This is a genomic window from Enterovibrio gelatinilyticus (assembly GCF_028683095.1).
GTDB classification, from domain to species: Bacteria; Pseudomonadota; Gammaproteobacteria; order Enterobacterales; family Vibrionaceae; genus Enterovibrio; species Enterovibrio gelatinilyticus.
This window is the reverse complement of the sequence record NZ_JAJUBC010000016.1, coordinates 54,077-73,121: the sequence shown is the minus strand read 5'-3', so window position 1 is coordinate 73,121 and position 19,045 is coordinate 54,077. Positions and strand designations below refer to the sequence as shown.

Annotated in this window: 14 protein-coding genes and 1 pseudogene; 5 read left to right on the top strand and 10 right to left on the bottom strand. The window is 48.0% G+C overall.

What is annotated here, in order from left to right; genetic code table 11:
- Window positions 1–87: 87 nt before the first annotated feature.
- Complete coding sequence (locus tag LRP50_RS14710) at window positions 88–1,026, bottom strand: hypothetical protein (protein ID WP_274165214.1); 939 nt, start codon at window positions 1,024–1,026, stop codon at window positions 88–90.
- A 382-nt stretch (window positions 1,027–1,408) separates the two neighbouring features.
- Here LRP50_RS14710 and LRP50_RS14705 point away from each other — a divergent pair, with 382 nt between their 5' ends.
- The 3 genes from LRP50_RS14705 to LRP50_RS14695 are packed head-to-tail and all read left to right on the top strand — an operon-like array spanning window position 1,409 to window position 4,656.
- Entirely contained in the window at window positions 1,409–2,863 is a 1,455-nt protein-coding gene (locus LRP50_RS14705; RefSeq protein ID WP_274165213.1) for a cryptochrome/deoxyribodipyrimidine photo-lyase family protein, read from the top strand.
- A 46-nt stretch (window positions 2,864–2,909) separates the two neighbouring features.
- Window positions 2,910–3,074, top strand: coding sequence for a DUF2256 domain-containing protein (locus LRP50_RS25695; protein ID WP_420791225.1), 165 nt, complete (start codon window positions 2,910–2,912; stop codon window positions 3,072–3,074).
- Window positions 3,075–3,084: 10 nt separating this feature from the next.
- On the top strand, window positions 3,085–4,656 hold the full coding sequence (locus LRP50_RS14695) for a cryptochrome/photolyase family protein (RefSeq protein ID WP_274165211.1): 1,572 nt from the start codon (window positions 3,085–3,087) through the stop codon (window positions 4,654–4,656).
- A 41-nt stretch (window positions 4,657–4,697) separates the two neighbouring features.
- Here LRP50_RS14695 and LRP50_RS14690 read toward each other — a convergent pair whose 3' ends face one another.
- The 3 genes from LRP50_RS14690 to LRP50_RS14680 all read right to left on the bottom strand — a co-directional run bounded on the left by LRP50_RS14690 (window position 4,698) and on the right by LRP50_RS14680 (window position 7,685).
- Entirely contained in the window at window positions 4,698–5,654 is a 957-nt protein-coding gene (locus LRP50_RS14690; protein WP_274165210.1) for a ChaN family lipoprotein, read from the bottom strand.
- A gap of 94 nt (window positions 5,655–5,748) precedes the next feature.
- A complete protein-coding gene (gene rlmA, locus LRP50_RS14685; RefSeq protein WP_274165209.1) occupies window positions 5,749–6,564 on the bottom strand; it encodes a 23S rRNA (guanine(745)-N(1))-methyltransferase in 816 nt (271 codons plus the stop codon).
- A gap of 551 nt (window positions 6,565–7,115) precedes the next feature.
- Window positions 7,116–7,685 (bottom strand): recombinase family protein, encoded by a 570-nt coding sequence (locus LRP50_RS14680; protein WP_274165208.1) that lies wholly within the window; start codon window positions 7,683–7,685, stop codon window positions 7,116–7,118.
- Window positions 7,686–8,705: 1,020 nt separating this feature from the next.
- Between LRP50_RS14680 and LRP50_RS14675 the strand changes: the two are divergent.
- Window positions 8,706–9,026, top strand: a pseudogene (locus LRP50_RS14675) (IS6 family transposase); the annotation flags it as partial.
- 277 nt (window positions 9,027–9,303) lie between these two features.
- Here the strand turns inward: LRP50_RS14675 and speB are convergent.
- The 3 genes from speB to LRP50_RS14660 form a co-directional block, all read right to left on the bottom strand.
- Complete coding sequence (speB, locus tag LRP50_RS14670; RefSeq protein ID WP_274165207.1) at window positions 9,304–10,227, bottom strand: agmatinase; 924 nt, start codon at window positions 10,225–10,227, stop codon at window positions 9,304–9,306.
- Between the two features lie 51 nt (window positions 10,228–10,278).
- On the bottom strand, window positions 10,279–12,201 hold the full coding sequence (gene speA, locus LRP50_RS14665; RefSeq protein WP_274165206.1) for a biosynthetic arginine decarboxylase: 1,923 nt from the start codon (window positions 12,199–12,201) through the stop codon (window positions 10,279–10,281).
- Between the two features lie 659 nt (window positions 12,202–12,860).
- Window positions 12,861–13,367, bottom strand: a complete 507-nt coding sequence (locus LRP50_RS14660) for a YfbU family protein (RefSeq protein ID WP_274165205.1) — start codon at window positions 13,365–13,367, stop codon at window positions 12,861–12,863.
- A gap of 211 nt (window positions 13,368–13,578) precedes the next feature.
- Here LRP50_RS14660 and LRP50_RS14655 point away from each other — a divergent pair, with 211 nt between their 5' ends.
- Window positions 13,579–14,229 carry an energy-coupling factor ABC transporter permease gene (locus tag LRP50_RS14655; protein ID WP_337992917.1) on the top strand — a complete coding sequence of 217 codons (651 nt, stop codon included), beginning with the start codon at window positions 13,579–13,581 and terminating at the stop codon, window positions 14,227–14,229.
- A 79-nt stretch (window positions 14,230–14,308) separates the two neighbouring features.
- Here LRP50_RS14655 and pflA read toward each other — a convergent pair whose 3' ends face one another.
- From pflA to pflB, 3 genes are all read right to left on the bottom strand, one after another.
- The gene (gene pflA / locus LRP50_RS14650; protein ID WP_274165203.1) at window positions 14,309–15,049 is read right to left on the bottom strand and encodes a pyruvate formate lyase 1-activating protein; all 741 of its coding nucleotides are present in this window, start codon (window positions 15,047–15,049) and stop codon (window positions 14,309–14,311) included.
- Between the two features lie 265 nt (window positions 15,050–15,314).
- The gene (locus LRP50_RS14645) at window positions 15,315–16,520 is read right to left on the bottom strand and encodes an EAL domain-containing response regulator (protein ID WP_274165202.1); all 1,206 of its coding nucleotides are present in this window, start codon (window positions 16,518–16,520) and stop codon (window positions 15,315–15,317) included.
- Window positions 16,521–16,744: 224 nt separating this feature from the next.
- Complete coding sequence (pflB, locus tag LRP50_RS14640; RefSeq protein WP_274165201.1) at window positions 16,745–19,021, bottom strand: formate C-acetyltransferase; 2,277 nt, start codon at window positions 19,019–19,021, stop codon at window positions 16,745–16,747.
- Window positions 19,022–19,045: the final 24 nt, after the last annotated feature.

Genomic DNA, 19,045 nt, shown 5'->3' with positions numbered 1-19,045 from the left:
CTTGGGAGACCAAGGCGCTTTTTTGATTTTTGACGTTTGGTTTTAGATCTTCGGTTTTACATGTTTGGAGTAAACGTTGACTGTCAGTTACTTCACTGAATATCTGAATAGAACAAGATTGTCTAAAACAAGGTTCTTTGACCAAATGAATTCCGCACCCGAGCCAGTGAATTGCTCTTGGAAGTTCATGTAGGCTTTTTTGTTGTTTACGCCAATGTCATCTTCAGTGAATTCCGTGGCTTTTGGCCAAGCCTTGAACGTGTCATTGGTTTTCCAGCCGTTTGGCACATCCCAATGCAGCGAGTAGGTTTTCACGTAACTGTCATAACCGTCCGTGTCGCAGTTCGCAGTGATTCGATGTTGGCCGTTTTCTTCAACACAATTGAGATCTGTAATCGGCGACGTGTAAAACGTCTGTGCTGACCAATCACCATTGGTTTTTGTTCCGTCAGTAAAGCTCGCGATTAAGCCACCATCGCCCGCGTGATAACGCTTTCCACGGTTATTTTCGCTTCCCAGTCCTGAGTTTTCTTCCCAATCCACCACCTTGATGGCGATGTCATACGGCTTGTTGACTTTGAAGCTAACAATGTTGGAATTGAATGGCGTAAAAGGCACCGGGTCAACACCGATTAAGGTGCCATTAATGTAGAGTTCGAAGTAATTGTCCGCAAAAATATACCCCATCACTATCTCGCCATCGCTATCGACTTCAACAACAGGTACTGCCGAAACATCGACATCAGCCAGAGAGTCTGGTTTAACGTTTGAACACTGATCGTAAAGATTGGTGGCAAACTTTGGTTCGTCGTACTGCACGTCAGCGGGTACGACGAACGTTTTCCCATCACTTTGTTTTTCACCAATCGGTGATGGGCGAGACTTTCCGTTTTCGCATGTAAACAAATTTTCAATTTTTACGTCAGCGCTTCCCGCGATAACCGTTGCTGTTCCTGAATATTCACCGTGAGCAGTGAACGATATGAGTGCTGATGTAACCAAAAAAGCTAACATGTTTGTTTTCACGTCGATCTCCGTATCTTGATATATGGCGAAATGCTAATGCTCGACACCCAAACGAGCAATCATTGCCCATCATTACTTGCCACGATTGGTAGCTCGTCTAAATAGTAATACATGGTTTGCATTCTCGTTTACCTACGCGTTTCATTTCTTTGCGATGTCTTAGCAGTACTCACCCGACAAGACCTGTACTTTTATGCCCCTAACAATCTAATTGCTTGTTCGCTTCGTAGGTTCTTTAAGAAAGCATCAAAAGAAAAGACGTCAGATGTCGAACCAATAGTCACAAAGATACTCACCCATAATGTCAGCTTGCCATGGCTCATGTCAGGAATTCTAACGCGATGTATTGGCAAGTTTTCGACGAAAAGAACAAGGAGCGCGAGTGGCGATTTCTGTTGTTTGGTTAAAGCGAGATTTACGACTTACTGATCACGAACCCTTGCTACGAGCAGCGCAATCTGGGTTGCCTGTACTCTTGATGTATAGCTTTGAACCCATGCTGATTGATGACCCTCATTACGATGAACGTCATTGGCGGTTCGTTGGTCAATCCCTGCAAGACATGCAAGCACGCCTGCCCCAAGGGGCGATGTTGGTCTCTCACCGAGACGCAGTAGATACCCTGAGCACTATCCACCAAACATTTGGTATCGCTCACCTTTTCTCACATCAAGAAGTGGGGCTCAATAACACTTTCGAGCGAGATATCTCCGTTAAATCGTGGTGTGAGCAGCACTCGGTCGTGTGGAATGAAACCCCATTCGGCGCGGTCATCCGCGGCCTTACGAATAGGCAAACATGGGACAAACATTGGCAAAAAGTGATGCGTGCCCCGCAGGCGAACTGCGATATCCAATGTGTGCATTGGGCGTCTGTTGAACCGGAAGTCCTACCAGCCCAAATTGCGAACTACGTTAAGCCCGGTGAGCATGCCGGATGTTTTCAACACGGTGGCGAGCAGGCCGCGTGGCAAATGCTCAACGGTTTTTTTGAAGGCCGAGGGAAAGACTATGCTTACTCGCTATCTAGCCCAACGCTAAGTCAAACCCATTGCTCACGCGTTTCCGCCTACTTGGCGTGGGGTAATTTGAGTCTTCGTCAGGTGTATCAAATTGTGCTGGGGAATTGGAATAAGAAGGGCTGGCGGCGGTCTTTGGTCGCGTTGAGTTCCCGCTTGCATTGGCACTGTCACTTCATCCAGAAGTTTGAAAGTGAAGCCAGCATGGAATTTGAACCAGTGAATCGTGGCTATCTTGAATTACCAAGGGTGACGGGGGCGGAAGCACCGCGACGATTGACAGCATGGAAGGAAGGTAAAACAGGTTTTCCCATGGTGGATGCCTCCATGCGTTGCTTGCACGCGACGGGTTACTTGAATTTCCGCATGCGCGCCATGCTGGTGAGTTTTTTGTGCCATCACCTAGCACTTGATTGGCGTCTTGGCGTTAAACATCTCGCGAGTGTCTTCCTCGATTTTGAGCCCGGTATTCACTACAGCCAATTTCAAATGCAGGCTGGCGTGACAGGCATTAATACCATCCGTATTTATAACCCCGTAAAGCAAGGTGAGGAGAAAGACCCTGACGGGATATTTGTGAAAACATGGCTTCCTGAACTGGCTGAAATCCCTGCTCCGCTTGTGCATTCGCCGTGGCAGCTCTCTCCCATGGAACAAATGATGTATGCGGTGAATATTGGTTCGGACTACCCCGAGCCTATCGTTGATTTGAAGCAAAGCTATTCAGAAGCTCAAGCGCTGCTGTGGCGATGGCGCAAACTGCCGGATGTTCAGCAAGAAGCGCATCGATTACTCAAACGACATGTAAGGCCAGATTAAAAGATTGGCGCACACTGAGTGAAGAATACTGAATCAAGAAGGCTGAATGAAGAAGCCGGACGTACCAAAGAAAACCTGTGCGGTGTGCCAACGCCCTTTTACGTGGCGCAAGAAGTGGGAGCGCGTGTGGGACGAAGTGAAGTATTGCTCGAAGCGATGTGCGGGAAGCCGAACTCCAAAGAAATCCAGTCAGCAAAAAAATCCTAGCTAGCGAGATAAAAATGACAACGAAAGCCGCTCGATTGCGTTTGATTTTGGGTGACCAACTCAATGCCAGCCATTCTTGGTTTCGCGAGCAGGATGACAGCACCTTGTATGTCATCGCCGAGCTTCACCAAGAAGCCAGCTATGTGCCTCATCATGTACAAAAGGTCTGTGCCTTTTTCGCCGCCATGTCTGCATTCGCACAGGCATTGCAACACGCAGGGCACAGAGTCTTGCACCTCACCTTGGACGACACCGCGCCGTTTTCGGATTTACCTGCTTTGCTGACCCAACTTATCGAGCAACATGGCGTGAGTGCATTCGAATACCAATTGCCGGATGAGTATCGTCTGAGGGAACAACTGTCGGTATTTGCATCCTCGTTGTCTATTGCTTCCAATGTGGTTGAGTCAGAGCATTTCTACCTTTCTGACCAAGAACTTCCCCGCGACTTTAAACAAGGTAAGCGACACCGTATGGAAGCCTTCTACCGCAAGATGCGTGTGCGCTTCAATGTGTTGATGGACGGCGAAAAACCTGAAGGCGGACAATGGAACTACGATGCTGACAATCGAAACAAACTCAAAGCGAAAGACATCGACGATGTACCAGAACCACTGCTGTTTGGTCATGATGTCACTGACATTCTCGCGCGTATCGAACGCCACAACATCAAGGTGATCGGAAAGCCTGACTCAAACCTGCTATGGCCGACAACACGCACGCAAGCGAAGGCGTTACTGGCTTTCTTCTGCCAGTATTGCTTACCCAACTTTGGACGCTTCCAAGATGCGATGACAGGGCTGGCCGATGAAGAAGGCCAGCGCAAACAATGGAGTTTGTATCACTCAAGGTTGTCCTTCGCCCTTAACAGCAAAATACTCAGCCCACAGCATGTGGTGGAGATGGCGGTTTACCATTACCAAACACGACCTAATGACATTAGCTTGGCGCAGGTGGAAGGCTTTGTGCGGCAAATCATCGGTTGGCGCGAATTCATTCGTGGCATCTATTGGGCGAACATGCCCGACTACGCCAATCTCAATAGTTTGTCTGCGACGCGTGATTTACCGTCATGGTTTTGGACGGGCAACACCAAGATGGCCTGCATGAAACATGCGATTGAGCAGTCACTCGATTATGCGTATGCCCATCATATTCAGCGCTTAATGATCACAGGTAACTTTTGCCTGATTTCGGGCATTGCCCCTGAGCAAGTGGATGAGTGGTATCTCGGGATTTATATCGATGCGATCGAATGGGTGGAATTGCCCAACACACGCGGCATGAGCCAGTTTGCCGATGGCGGCATTGTTGGCTCAAAAGCCTATGCAGCAAGTGGCAACTATGTGAAGAAAATGAGCGATTACTGCACGAACTGCCACTATAAGGTCACGAAAACCACCGAAGATGATGCCTGCCCGTTGAACTCACTGTATTGGCATTTTATGGATAAACACCAAGACGATTTTGGGGGTAACCCCAGAACCAAAATGGTGTATGCGAATTGGAATAAGAAATCAGATGAGCATCAAAGAGCGGTGTTGGGCAAGGCGGCTCATAGCCTCAAAAACATCGAGAAATTGTAGTGGCTGAACGTTTTTATTTACCTTGAGCCTTGAGCCTTGAATCAGGAACAATCTGGAGCTTTCCGGCGGCTATGGCGCATGGTTCCAATCGCAGCATTCATCTCCTCTTCTGATAACCATTGCTCGGGAAGAGGGTTCACGATTAATCGATAATCCTTAACGTCGTTTGGCAGCGGCGCATCTTGGGTTTGCGGTGAAATGATGGCGATATTGAGGTTGGGGTTTCGCGCCAACATGCGGCTGGCAATGCCTAAACCATTTTCGACATGAAACGCGCCCGCAATGTGCATCACTTTGTCATTCGGATTTTCTGCTAAAAACGCAACCATGCTTTCTGCCATGGTGTCATCCCACGCGATTTGCGCCAAATACTGGTTATTGGTTTTCTCTTCATCGCCGTGGAACATTACAGACAAGAACTTTTCTTTGTAGGGGGAGGCCTCACTCGATAGCCTGTTCGCGACGTGACGTCGCTTTTCCTCTGGCAATGTATCAAGGTAGCCTTCACCCTTAGCGGCAAGACAACGGACGATCTCTTGTGTGGTATTTGCTGCGATAACAGGCAGCGCATTGGTCTTGGCGATTTCAATCAAGGGGCGATAATCACTGGCGTAGTTTGGCCATTTCTCGCTTTTTCCCAACAGTACGCTCTCCCCAAAATCACCTTGAAGGTAACCATCTATCACGCTTTGGTCTGGTCGTGAAAATTGCTCCATAGAGAGTGCTGTGGCGGGGTAACGCGCTGAGAGGGTGGCAAGCAACTGCGCTTGGAATAAGTGAATACCGGGGTGTGTGTGCCATTCTCCTACCAATATGACGTCAGCGTCACTCAGTGCATTGGCGAGTTCGTTGAGCGAATAAGGAACACCATTGGAGGACTCGATTTGGTAGTCGTAAAGTGTGCCTGTGGGGGCGGGTGTTTCTTTCGGCGTAAGCGGGTGAGTGCAACCTAAAAGCGTCGCGAGAATGAATGCTGTGGAGAATGCGCGTATCGACATGAATTCATGACCTTGAATATCAGGAGATACGCACCAGTATGACCGAAAATGTGGATGATTGCTTTGTTGCGTTATACCCGCATTTTTCTGCTTTTTAGGCTTTCTTGCGATAAACGCGCAGGGTGAAATCCGCTTCACAGTCAAACTGCTCAGTCTCTTTTAATGTCTGCCACAACGCGTCAGGTGCTCGCCATGCAAACGGCGTCATTTGAAGCAATGTGGTCGCATCTTCACTGTTTAGTGTCATGGGATAAGCGACGCTGGTTTCCGTCTCCAATTCGAAGCCCGGAAGCGCTTCGACAGGCACGTCGTGAAGTTTCACTTCGTCGTAAATGCCCGCCTTTAATTGATACAAGTGGCGAGGCCCAGGTGTCACGGTGACGACCACGCCGTTGTCTTTGACGGTGCGTTGCAATTCTTCACCATTACATGGCGCATAGATGCGCACGACAGCGTTTAGCTGGTTATCGGAGAAGGGAAGGCGCTGGCTTGATGCCACAAGAAATTCGCAGTCTGAATAGCGTTTGGCGGCATGACGGATCATGACTTTGGATATGTCGAGGCCAAGCACCTTGGTGACAGGCAATGCCTGCGCAAAATGGCTGGTGTAATACCCTTCGCCACAACCTATGTCCAAAAGCTGGGTGTATGACTGTTCGGCTAGTAAGTCAGAAAGCAACTCACACACCGCATCGCGCATTGGCTGGTAGTGACCGCCGTTAAGAAACTGACGACGAGCCAGCATCATTTCTTTGTTATCACCGGGATCTTTTGAACGCTTATGCTGAACCGGAAGAAGGTTCACATACCCTTCTTTCGCCACATCAAACTGGTGGTTATTGGTGCATTTGTAAGTGCGCTCAATGCGCTTAAGCGGAAGCTGACACAGTGGGCAAAGATAAGATGACATAGTGATGTTTCGACAAGAATGGATGAGCGGCAAGGATACGGTGCAAGGGCTGGGGGTTCAAGCAAGGTGAGGTGAATAGAAGAAGAAAATTCATAGAGACAATTGTCAAGCCTTGAAGATCACACGATATAGTGGTTTGATCTGCTCCATTAGCTAGTCGTACCTGAAAGGTCTTGTTACAAGCCATTTGATAACGGCTGCTAAACGATTTAGTAAGGGGTATTAGTCAGTTTTGGAGGAATAAATTAGGGCATAAGACAGGAAAGTGAGAGTGACGACCTTGGCGGCAACCAAGAGTCGTCATGTTAAGAAACCATCCCTGAGAGACAGATTTCGTAACGTTCAAGTCGATTTTAGATCTCGGGGAGTTTAAACGCAAAAAACTTTTTAAGGAGACGTATGAAACGTCAGAGTTGGCTTAACGTGCTGCGTGCTATTTTTATCAATTTTTCAGCTCGATCTTTATTTGAACTGTTTGCCCAAACAAATATGTGGGATTTATTCAAAGACTGTATTCAAGATTGGTTCTAGGTAGTACTAACTTTGTTGGTTTAAACCTTTAAAATCCTACAAACCTGCGATCGGCTATAGCCGGTCGCTTCTGCTATTTCTCTCAGGCTGAGGCCTTTCTCTCTAAAGATTCTCACTTTCTGGTGTCGTTCGGTGTCGGCTTGCTTGCCTTTGTACTTTCCGGCGGCCTTGGCGGTTTGTATGCTCTGGCGCTGTCGTTCTCTTCTTGTTTCGTAATCTTTTCTGGCCATGGCAGCCATCAGCTCTATCAGCATGTTGTTGATGGCATCGATCACGGCCTTGATGATGGGATCATTGTGGGTGAGTGCGTTATTGTCGAGTGCCTGCCAGCTGGTTGGTACATCCATGCTGACAATGCGTATGCCTTTTTCCTCAATCATGCGCTTGAGCTGTTTCCAGTCGTGGTCGTTAAGGCGGGTCAGGCGGTCGATTTGCTCAACAAGCAGGATGTCGTTTGCCTGTGTGTCAGTGAGTAGGCGATTTAGCTCTGGGCGGTCGAGTTGGGTACCGCTGATGTTTTCGGTGTAGTAACTGGCAATGCGTTGGCAATTCTTCGGTATCAATAAAGCAAATAGGTTTTCTTTGTTCACACTCAAGGGGCGGCCAGTGCTGCTCTAGATGCATATCAATATCTACCCACGTAGTAAATTCTAAGCCAGCTAACACACGTTGATCTTTGCTGCTAAAGCCCAATTTTACTGGTTGATAGTTGGTGATATTTACTCGTTGTCCGAAGAAAGTAGTCACTGTTTCAGTGTCCCGCTCTTGAATACAAATCTTGCTGCTTCAAACTTTGCATCCCTCACCGGAGGAAATGGCGCTCCCCCTAGTGGTTACAGTGGTTAGGCTTGTTGGCGCTTGAGTTGAGATGGCTCGGTAGGGTGTGAGTACTCAGAGCTACTATTCAGAGCGATGAACTGATGATGGAAGAAGTGGATCCATAGGTTGGACACACAAGCTATTGGGTCCACTCGTCTCCCCATAAGTCAAGTTTATTATTGAAATAGAAGTCTGTTAAAGTGTAACTATTCAAATTCCCAGGATATGATCGATAAGAAGTGTTATGGGTTTTACCCGTACTCTGATTTATAGTTTGATACGCGCCTGACCATTCCTTAAGGAAAAATTGGGAATTGTTCTCATCGACACTAGTAACAATGAAATAAGGGGAGAAAAACCAAACGTAATTTCCCGGCTCATCAAAGACATTCTTCATATACCACTTATGTGCTCGCATTGCATGTTTATCACCAGTGAAATACCTCAATATTGTACATCCGTCATTGATTTCCAGATAGTGCGTTATTGTTAAGTTTTGGCTCACAGTTTCCTCATAGGACCATCTACCGACTAGACCAGCAGGCATCTGAACGCCATCGGGGCATTCATTTACTGGCTCTGGTAACACGGTCGGCCGCCCATTGTTACTCAAAAAAAAAATAAACGTAGATATCACGAAAGCAGAAAATAGATAGCTTTTCATTTTCATGCCTCACCTCCTTGTGAATTTACCGTCAAACACCATATTGTGTTTGACATAATATCGGGCTTGTTGCAAAAAATCCCTCTTGACCCAACATATTCATATCGCCTTAGCGGATGGGTAGTCAATGGCCAACAACGAATTCAAATGGAAACACTTAGCGCCTGAAATCATCCTTTGGTCGCTACGTTGGTATGGCTCAACACCCATGAGTTATGCCAACGTCAGTGATATGTTGGCGGAAAGAGGGATTTTAGTGAACCGCTCAACGATTTATCGGTGGTTTATTGAATACTCCCCCGCACTTCGTATGAAACTCCGTCGCTACCTACCTATCGGCGCTGACTCCTCTTGGCAACTTGATGAAACCTACATAAAAGTGAAGGGAAAATGGCGCTACCTGTACCGTGCCATCAATAAAAAAGGCGAAACATTAGACTTCTACTTTTAGTACTTGCTGGGACAGGCACTTTTAGAAAGGAAAAGAAGTGTTAGCTATCGGGAAAATGCAATCCTGATGCCCTTTGACAAGATGTGGCATTGCTACCAACCTATTGTTTATCATTAGAAAATCTATCGAAACCACTCGGGGTGAGGCTGATGTGTTTTAACGTTGGCAACACCGAATGGGGCATAAACGATCTTGAGCGAATAAACAGCTTTCAACCCACGAGCACATACAAAAACACCCGCCTAAGCGGGTGTTTTTCGTTAGCGAGTTATGGTTACTTCGCCTTACGATTCGCCGCCCACACATGAAGCAGGTCGGTCGCAATCGTCGCAGCAGCTAGAGACGTTAGCTCTGCGTGGTCATACGCTGGCGCGACTTCTACTACATCCATGCCAATCAGGTTAATGCCCTGAAGCCCACGAATAACCTTTAGGATCTTGTCTGTGCTCAAACCGCCGCACACTGGTGTGCCTGTGCCCGGTGCGTAAGCAGGGTCAAGACAGTCGATATCAAACGTGAGGTAAACCGGACGATCGCCGACACGTGTTTTGATCGCTTCGATGATTTGATCCGCAGTCCAATCATTCGCTGTTGCCGCGTCTACCACTTGGTAGCCAAGTTTGTGGCTGTGCTCGGTGCGAATGCCGATTTGGATTGAGCTTTGTGGGTCAATCAAACCTTCGTTTGGCGCGTGATAGAACATGGTGCCGTGGTCGTATTGGCTACCCATGTCGTAGGTGTCTGTGTGCGCGTCAAAGTGTACCAGCGCCATTTCACCGAACTGTTTGGCGTGAGCACGTAGCAGCGGCAGGGTAACAAAGTGATCGCCACCAAAAGTCAGTAGTGTTTTGCCTTCAGCCAGCAAGCTGGTGGCGTGCGCTTCTAGGCGCTCACACATTTGCGCGGCGTCGCCACAATCAAACACCAAATCGCCACAGTCAGCCATTTTGATTTCTTTGGTGAGAGAAAACTCCCACGGCCAGCGTTTACCTTCCCAAGCCAGATTGATAGAAGCTTGGCGGATAGCGCCTGGGCCCATGCGGCTGCCTGAACGTCCGGTGGTTGCCATGTCAAACGGCACACCTGTGATAATCACGTCAGCGTCACAACCTTGTGGTTGAAAAACCAAAGGCTGACGAAGGAAACCGAACGCATTGGAATACAGCGAATAGTCTGGGTAGTTGGCCATTGTTGCCATGTGAAAATCCCTATGAAATAAGATTGCCCGCCATAAGCGGGCAATCAAAAATTAACGGTGTGAACGAATGTCTTCGAGGTAAGTGTAGCCTTTTAGGCCTTCTGCCATTTCTGCAAGAATCGCTTCGTGTTCTTGTTCTGGCAAATACTCTTTGACCATTTCTTGGTATTGCACCATGAACTGTGCCGGATCAAGGTGAACATAACGCAACACGTCGTCGACACTGTCACCGCGATCGATAGATTCAATATTGAAACCACCCTCAGCGCAGCTGCGCACCACCGCGGTGTCGGTATCGCCAAACAGGTTGTGCATGTCGCCAAGGATCTCTTGGTACGCACCCACAAGGAAGAAGCCCATGCGGTAAGGTTCTTCGTCACTCCATGCTGGAACAGCAAGGGTACTTTCGATGCCTTGGCCTTCCACGTACTGATCAACGGCACCATCAGAGTCACAGGTGATATCGAGCATGACTGCACGGCGCTCTGGTGCTTTATCAAGGTTACTGAGCGGCAAGATAGGGAAGACTTGATCGATCCCCCAAGCGTCAGGCAATGATTGGAACAGCGAAAAGTTCACAAAGAACTTGTCTGCCAAGCGTTCGTTCAATTCGTCCATCACTGGGCGATGTGCGCGGTTCTTCGGCGACATTTTGCACGAGAGCTCGTAACAAATACGCAGGCTAATTTGCTCTGCCCAAGCACGTTCTGCAAAGTTAACCATGCCCATGGCGAACTGCATGTGTACTTCGGACAGGTCACTTTGGTTGTCATGGTAAATCTCAACCAATGAGCGTTGATCGCCTGACTGGCTAAGATCTTTAAATGAATGCCACATGTTGTGAAGAATTTGCGGAGCATTCTCTTCTGGCGCAAACACTTCTTCACGTTGGTAACGCTCAACGCCGACCACATCGGTTACGAGAACAGCATGGTGCGCCGTTAGGTTACGGCCTGATTCAGAAATAATGCGCGGCATAGTAATGTCGTACTCTTTACAGACATCACCAATGGTATACACCACGTTATTGGCATACTCACGCAGGCTGTAGTTCATCGAACAGCTGCTTTGGCTGCGTGTGCCTTCGTAATCTATTGCCAAACCACCGCCCACATCGACGGTGGTGATACCAGCGCCGAGTTTGTGGAGTTCAGCATAAACACGTGCGGCTTCGCCCACACCAGAGCGTACATCGCGGATATTGGCGATTTGTGAACCAAGGTGGAAGTGCAGCAGTTGCAGTGTGTCTAGCATGTCGTGCTGGCGCAGTTTGTCCATCACGGTCAGCACTTGTGATGCTGAAAGACCAAACTTGGATTTTTCGCCACCACTGGCTTGCCATTTGCCTTTGCCTTGAGAGGCGAGACGTGCGCGAAGGCCAAGACGTGGTGTCACGCCCAATGCTTTGGCTTCTTCTAGCACGACATCTAGCTCAGAGAGCTTCTCAAGGACGATATAAACTTCATGACCTAGCTTTTCGCCGATCAAGGCAAGTCGGATGTATTCACGGTCTTTGTAGCCGTTACAGACGATCACTGAGCTTGCTTGACGCGCCATGGCTAATACCGCCAATAGTTCAGGTTTACTGCCGGCTTCTAGCCCAAGCTGACGCTGTTGGCGGGCATATTGGCTTTTCAATATTTCGCTAACAACTGCTTCTTGTTGGTTCACTTTGATCGGGTAAACCAGCAGGTATTCACCTAGGTAGCCGTAGTCGGCGATCGCATCGTTGAAGTTGGCGCATAGGCTATCGACGCGATGATGCAGGATCTCAGGAAAGCGAACCAAAACAGGCAGCGAAGCGCCTTTGGCAATCAGTTCGTCTGCCAGAGTAGATAGCGCGACAGTGTTCTCCGGACGTTTTACGTCAGGACGAACAATCACTTCCCCTTGCGGATTAATGTCAAAGTATCCCTGACCCCAGTACGGTGTGTTGTAGACATCGCGGGCGTCATTAATAGACCAATCACTCATGTTTATTCCTCAGCGGTGATCGGGCACAAGAAGAATGCGGATAGCCAATAAGTGGTGCTATCACGCTTACTTGTACCAAAGAAATTTATCAGATGCGGTTAACGCAGGCAGACCTTATTCAGGCATCTGTAGCGAAAGATCAAGAAGGACGGCATCCGCGCTTCGTGTTCGCTTTAACGATGCCCGTTTCCTGCGCGAAGGCGCTGACAGGGGCTGGGAACAGTTGTGCGGGTGAAGTGTCGCTGTGGCGTCGCAAACGGGGGCCAGGTTATTGACCTGATCAAGCGATTTTGCGAAAGATTTCATTGCCATTCCTATAAAAGGCCGTACGACAAACAGGTACGGTATGACAGAGAACAAGGCATATTTCGTCAGCAATGATGAGATTGGTGATTGCTGTTCGACGCCTGGATACACCTCTTTGGTATCATCTAAACCAGAACGGGTGCGTGGCGATTAGACAACCGTTTTAGTTGTGGTGCAAATAAATTAATTTGTCGTTAACGAACAAATTTTCTCATGAAGGCGCGAGGAGGCATGGGTAGGCAAATCCGGTGCGGGTTGGCGCAAGATTAACGACGAAACCGAGAAAAATCGCGGTGCATATCGGGCACAAAAAAGCCGCTCAACAGGAGCGGCTTCAAGCTGATTTCGATAACTTATGCGGCTACGATCTGGCACAGTTCGTTACCACATAAATGGTATTGACGTGGACAGTTACGCCATACCTTCAGCATACGCTGATACTTCTCAAGCATCGGCATTTGGCTGTTAAAGTGGTGTGACCCTTTGTCGAACTGAGGGTAAAGACCTTCAACATCAGTCAGGAAACGAACATAGTTGACCAAATGCGCTTCGGTTGCTGCATCAAAGCCCCAGAACTGAAGGCGACGTTCATCGACATCACACTCACAGCGCGTGCCAGTCTCTAGCATGCGGAAAGATTCTTGCAGTGCATGGTGCATTTCCATCACATCAATGACCAGACGGCAAAGCTCTTCTGGCATATCGCCGAAATCTTTATCCAATTCGCGCATTTGCAGTGCGTAACCACGTTCTACAATGGTTTGTAGACGACCGTATTTGTCGGCGTTTTGTGGGTCAAGCTGTGACATCAAAGAGTATTGATTAGATAGGATAAGACGCTGAGCGTGAGTCATTTCCATAATAGTGGCCTCAAAAGTTAAAAATTCTTTTCCCAAACAGTCCCTTAGTTGTGATTTTAAGTGAGAGAGTTTGGTAATTCATGTGCCACAGAGTATCAGTTAGTACCCTCAATTTTTTTGATCTGACTACAGGTTAGTTACGGTTTTTTAACTTGAAAAAAAGAGACTTACTGGGTTGGCAGTGGTGGCAACAAGCTAGAGTGATGGAGTTTTGATGGTTTACTGGCAAGTGCTGGGTTGGACAGGTTTAGTGCTAGCACTTTGGCTATGCTGGACACCGCTAGCATGGCATAAAATGCGACAAGACAAAGGCTATCAACATTTGGTGTTTGCCAGTGCCATGGTGCTGTTTTGTTTGTGGGCGCTCAAAGCAGGGATCAGTGAAGGGCTCGATATTCATTTCCTTGGCATGACAGTGCTGACCTTGAGCCATGGCCCTCGCATCGCGGTGTGGATAAGCGTATTGCCGCTGTCACTCATGGTCGGGTTTGGTTTGTTGCCTTGGGAGGACGTGGGTTTATATGCGATCACCACCGCCGTGATCCCCGCGTTTGTGAGTTACGGTATTTTTTGGCTTTCTTACCGATACCTCACACATCACCTGTTTATTTATATCTTTGTCGCGGGCTTTCTTAATGCCGCGTTCACGGTCGTGCTGCATCTTTGTGTGGTGTCTGCGGGCTATTGGCTGTCGGGGCTGCACCCTTGGGGAACCATCGTGGACAATTACTTGATGTTATCCTTGCTGATGTGGTTTCCCGAAGGATTGCTAAATGGTTTTGCGGTGACCTTGCTGGCAGTATACAGGCCACATTGGTTGCGAACCTTCTATGACAGGGAGTATTTGTCACCTGAACGATAGCAACGCTACTCGATAAGTTGATAGCCGCGAAACTAAAAAACGGCCCGTAGGCCGTTTATAGAATCTGTGAACACTTGGTTTAGTACATGACCTTGTGGCCATAGCCTTCGAGAATGTTCTTCAGGTTTTCCATGGTTTCTTTCTTCGGTGGTGTTGCGTCTTTGAGTTCGTATTCATAACCCAAGGCTTCCCACTTGTGCGCACCTAGCTGGTGGTATGGCAACATTTCAATTTTTTCGATGTTGTCCATGTCTTTGATGAATTCACCAAGGCGATGTGCTGAGTCTTCATCATCGGTGTAACCCGGTACAACCACGTAACGAATCCAAGTCTTTTGGCCACGCTGATGCAGGTAGCGTGCAAAATCCAACACGCGTTTGTTTGGCACGCCAACAAGGTTTTGGTGGATTTCGTCGTTGATTTGTTTCAGATCGAGCATAACGAGATCCGTTGCATCCAACACTTCATCAATCACGTCAGTGTGCTTACGGATGTAGCCGTTGGTATCAAGACAAGTGTGAATACCTTCGGCGTGCGCAGCGCGGAAAAATTCACGCACAAATTCAGGCTGAAGCATGGCTTCGCCACCTGATGCAGTGACACCGCCGCCTGATGCATTGATGAAATGACGGTAGGTGACGACTTCTTTCATGATTTCATCGACCGAGACTTCACGGCCATCATCTAAATCCCACGTATCACGGTTGTGGCAATATTTGCAGCGCATGAGACAGCCTTGCAAAAATACGATAAAGCGAATGCCAGGGCCATCCACGGTGCCACAAGACTCAAAAGAGTGAATACGGCCAATCACCGACATGAGATTCTCCAAAAACTACTGTAAAAAGTAAGGAGTTATATTATACCGAAAGCCCGCTCAGATACAGGGATTCAGCGAGTTTGACAGGCATGCTTTCGTTGGGCTTTTCGCGGGTGCCGCAATCGATCATGTTTTTGCACACGAGCTAAAAGCCAGAGGGGGAAACAGTGGTCACACGATAGGGGTGCTTCACAGTTTGACGGAAATGAAAGACATTTCCGTCATGGTCAGCTTCTATCTGAGTATTTGGATTGGAGCGATGTATTTATATCGTGCTAATGACATGAGAGGGGCAGAGTGAACGATGATTCTTCAATTGCATCCACAAAGGATACCAATTGCTTAAGTCATGAGCAGGCATGGCTTTGGCGATGAAAAAGCCTTGTCCGTAATCGCATCCCATGTCGCGCAGTCCATGCCATGTTTCGATGCACTCAATGCCTTCAGCGACGGAGGCGATGCCGATACGTCTAGCAATCAGAATACTGGCTTCAACAAGAGCGCTTGACGTGCGGCTACTCAACATAGGGAGCACCAAAGATAACCCTACTTTGAGGGAATCTATCGGTAAAAACTCCACTTCTTGCAGTGAACTGTGTCCCGTTCCAAAATCGTCGATGGCGATACGAAATCCATTCAACAGCAATCGAGAGGCGGCTTCTTGTACTTGGCTGATATGGCTAAAATGCTCCGGTTCCATCAATTCGAAGTAGATGTGTTCGCAAAGCTTGGGGTGGTCTTCAGCCATCGAGATGATGTTGTCGACGAATTTAAGTTCGATGAGGTTATTCATCGAGATATTGATACCAACAGGACGGCCTTGCAACGTCTCTTGATGCTCAATAACGGCTTCTATTACCGTCATCGTTAGCTCTGACTCAAGCCCCAACGTAGAGAGTTGTGGAAGAAATTGACGAGGTAAGATGATATGACGTGTTGGATGGCGCAAGCGTTGGAGAGCCTCGCAGGCAATCCACTCACCGTCTTCAAGGCGAACAATAGGCTGAAACCAGGTTTCGAATTGCCCTGACTTCCAAGCTTCGAGCACTTCATCTTCCCGCAAAGGCACAAGATCTTGAGGGAATTGCACGTCATGATTGTTGGCGACTTCGATGTAGTGCTTTAACAAAGGAATAGAAGCGGGCTTGGGAAGAACACCCAGCACGTTTAGGTGAAGGTTCTCACACATATTTTGCACAGTTTCGAGCACTTTTGGTGAGGCAGCACTGGTAATAACAATACAGCCCATGAAACCTCTTTCAGCCATATTGGTGAGAAGTTCTATGCCATCGATATCGGTTAGCTGTAAGTCGCAAAAAACCAAATCAGGCTTTTCGATCAAAGTTTGCTCAAGTGCATCGCTGCCGCTTTTTGCCGTTAATAACTCGTCAGTCCCGGATAAAAGTTGCATCAATTGTCCGGACATCATGTCCCGCTGAAAGGGATGATCTTCGACAAGCAATATTTTCATATTTCCTCACAAATGTTGCGAATGCGCTTTCGCTATTTGTTTGATGAGTAAGTGTTTCCAATAGTATGGTCAGCTTTTTTGCATTCGTCGACAGAACGGTATACGGCAACAGAAGAGGAGAATGGGTGTGCTGCCTAAGAGGCTTGTGGTGAAGCTTACGAATAACGGGCATAAAAAAACACCTCCACATGGGAGGTGTTTTTATTATTCAGAGAAGACTCAGATTATAGAGTTTCAGTGAATGTACGTGCGATAACGTCTTTTTGCTGTTCAGCAGTCAGAGAGTTGAAACGCACAGCGTAGCCCGATACACGGATAGTCAGCTGTGGGTAGTTCTCTGGGTGTTTAACTGCATCTTCCAGTGTTTCACGGTTCAGAACGTTCACGTTCAGGTGTTGACCACCCTCGATGCCTGATTCGTGGTGGAAGTAACCGTCCATAAGACCAGCAAGGTTCGCTTTCTGCGTGTCGCCATCTTTACCAAGTGCGTTAGGCACGATAGAGAAGGTGTAAGAGATACCGTCTTTTGCGTGAGCAAATGGCAGTTTACCTACAGACGTTAGTGATGCTACTGCACCTTTCTCGTCACGACCGTGCATTGGGTTTGCGCCTGGTGCGAATGGTGCACCTGCACGACGACCGTCAGGGGTGTTACCTGTCTTCTTGCCGTATACCACGTTTGACGTGATAGTCAGGATAGACTGGGTAGGAACCGCGTCACGGTAAGTCTTCAGTTTACGAATCTTGTTCATAAACTTCTCAACCATCTCACAAGCGATGTCATCTACACGGTTGTCGTTGTTACCAAACTTCGGATAGTCGCCTTCGATTTCGAAGTCGATCGCGATGCCGTCTTCGTCACGAACTGGTTTCACTTTCGCGTACTTGATAGCAGACAGTGAGTCAGCCGCTACAGATAGACCCGCGATACCACAAGCCATAGTACGGTAAACGTCACGATCCATCAGCGCCATTAGCGATGCTTCGTAGCTGTACTTGTCGTGTGAGTAGTGGATAGCGTTCAGTGCGGTCACGTACTGAGTTGCCAACCAATCCATGAAGTTGTCTAGGCCAGCCCAAACTTTGTCGAAGTCTAGTACTTCGTCAGTCATTGGTGCTTGCTTAGGACCCACTTGAAGTTTCAGTTTCTCATCCACACCGCCGTTGATTACATAAAGCAGTGTTTTAGCAAGGTTTGCACGAGCGCCGAAGAACTGCATGTGCTTACCGATAACCTGCGGAGATACACAACAAGCGATAGCGTAGTCATCGTTGTCGAAATCTGGACGCATTAGGTCATCATTTTCGTACTGGATAGAAGAAGTATCGATAGATACTTTCGCACAGAACTTCTTGAAGCCAATAGGCAGTTGCTCAGACCAAAGCACAGTGATGTTTGGCTCTGGGCTTGGACCCATGGTGTAAAGCGTGTTCAGGAAGCGGAAGTTAGTACGGCTTACTAGTGTACGACCGTCACAACCCATACCACCCATTGATTCTGTTGCCCAGATTGGGTCACCAGAGAACAGCTCATCGTACTCAGGAGTACGTAGGAAGCGAACCATACGCAGCTTCATCACGAAGTGGTCGATCATTTCCTGTGCTTCAACTTCAGTGATCTTGCCTTCAGCAATGTCACGCTCGATGTACACGTCTAGGAACGTAGAAGTACGACCCAGAGACATTGCAGCACCGTTCTGAGATTTAACTGCAGCTAGGTAGCCGAAGTACAACCATTGAACTGCTTCTTGAGCTGTCGTTGCAGGACCAGAAATGTCTGCACCGTATTTCTGAGCCATCTCTTTGATTTGGATCAGCGCACGGTATTGCTCTTGGATCTCTTCACGCTGTTGCATGGTCAGTTGTAGATCGTCGCCAGCTTCCAGTTTCGCTTGTAGCGAATGGAATTGCTTAGCTTTGTCCTTTAGAAGGAAATCTACACCGTAAAGTGCAACGCGACGGTAGTCACCGATGATGCGGCCACGGCCGTATGCATCAGGAAGACCAGTCAAAACACCAGACTTACGGCAGTTCATGATATCTGGCGTATAGATATCGAAAACGCCTTGGTTGTGAGTCTTACGGTATTCTGAGTAAATCTTAGAAACCATTGGGTCTAGCTCGCGATCATACGCTTTGCAAGAACCTTCGATCATACGCACACCACCGTTAGGGATAAGTGCACGCTTCAGTGGCGCTTCAGTTTGCAGACCCACGATCTTTTCAAGATCTTGGATGATGTAACCTGCGTCGTGAGCAGTAATGGTAGAGATAACAGAAGTATCGAAGTCTACAGGGGCGTGAGTTGAGTTCTCAAGCTTGATGCCTTCCATGACTTTTTCCCAAAGCTTGTTAGTCGCTTCGGTACCTTCGGTCACAAGGAATGATTCATCGCCCTCATAAGGGGTGTAGTTCTTCTGGATGAAGTCACGAACGTTAACTTCGTTCTGCCATTCGCCTTCAGCGAAACCTTCCCATGCTTTAGCAAATTGCTCAGACATGATGTACCTACCTTTTTAGTAGAA

Bases quoted from the DNA above. Each gene is read 5' to 3' on its own strand.
- LRP50_RS25695 (WP_420791225.1), top strand. From the start codon at position 2,910: ATGAAGAAGCCGGACGTACCAAAGAAAACCTGTGCGGTGTGCCAACGC.
- LRP50_RS14695 (WP_274165211.1), top strand. From the start codon at position 3,085: ATGACAACGAAAGCCGCTCGATTGCGTTTGATTTTGGGTGACCAACTC.
- LRP50_RS14690 (WP_274165210.1), bottom strand. From the start codon at position 5,654: ATGTCGATACGCGCATTCTCCACAGCATTCATTCTCGCGACGCTTTTA.
- rlmA (WP_274165209.1), bottom strand. From the start codon at position 6,564: ATGTCATCTTATCTTTGCCCACTGTGTCAGCTTCCGCTTAAGCGCATT.
- speB (WP_274165207.1), bottom strand. From the start codon at position 10,227: ATGGCAACAATGGCCAACTACCCAGACTATTCGCTGTATTCCAATGCG.
- speA (WP_274165206.1), bottom strand. From the start codon at position 12,201: ATGAGTGATTGGTCTATTAATGACGCCCGCGATGTCTACAACACACCG.
- LRP50_RS14660 (WP_274165205.1), bottom strand. From the start codon at position 13,367: ATGGAAATGACTCACGCTCAGCGTCTTATCCTATCTAATCAATACTCT.
- pflA (WP_274165203.1), bottom strand. From the start codon at position 15,049: ATGTCGGTGATTGGCCGTATTCACTCTTTTGAGTCTTGTGGCACCGTG.
- LRP50_RS14645 (WP_274165202.1), bottom strand. From the start codon at position 16,520: ATGAAAATATTGCTTGTCGAAGATCATCCCTTTCAGCGGGACATGATG.
- pflB (WP_274165201.1), bottom strand. From the start codon at position 19,021: ATGTCTGAGCAATTTGCTAAAGCATGGGAAGGTTTCGCTGAAGGCGAA.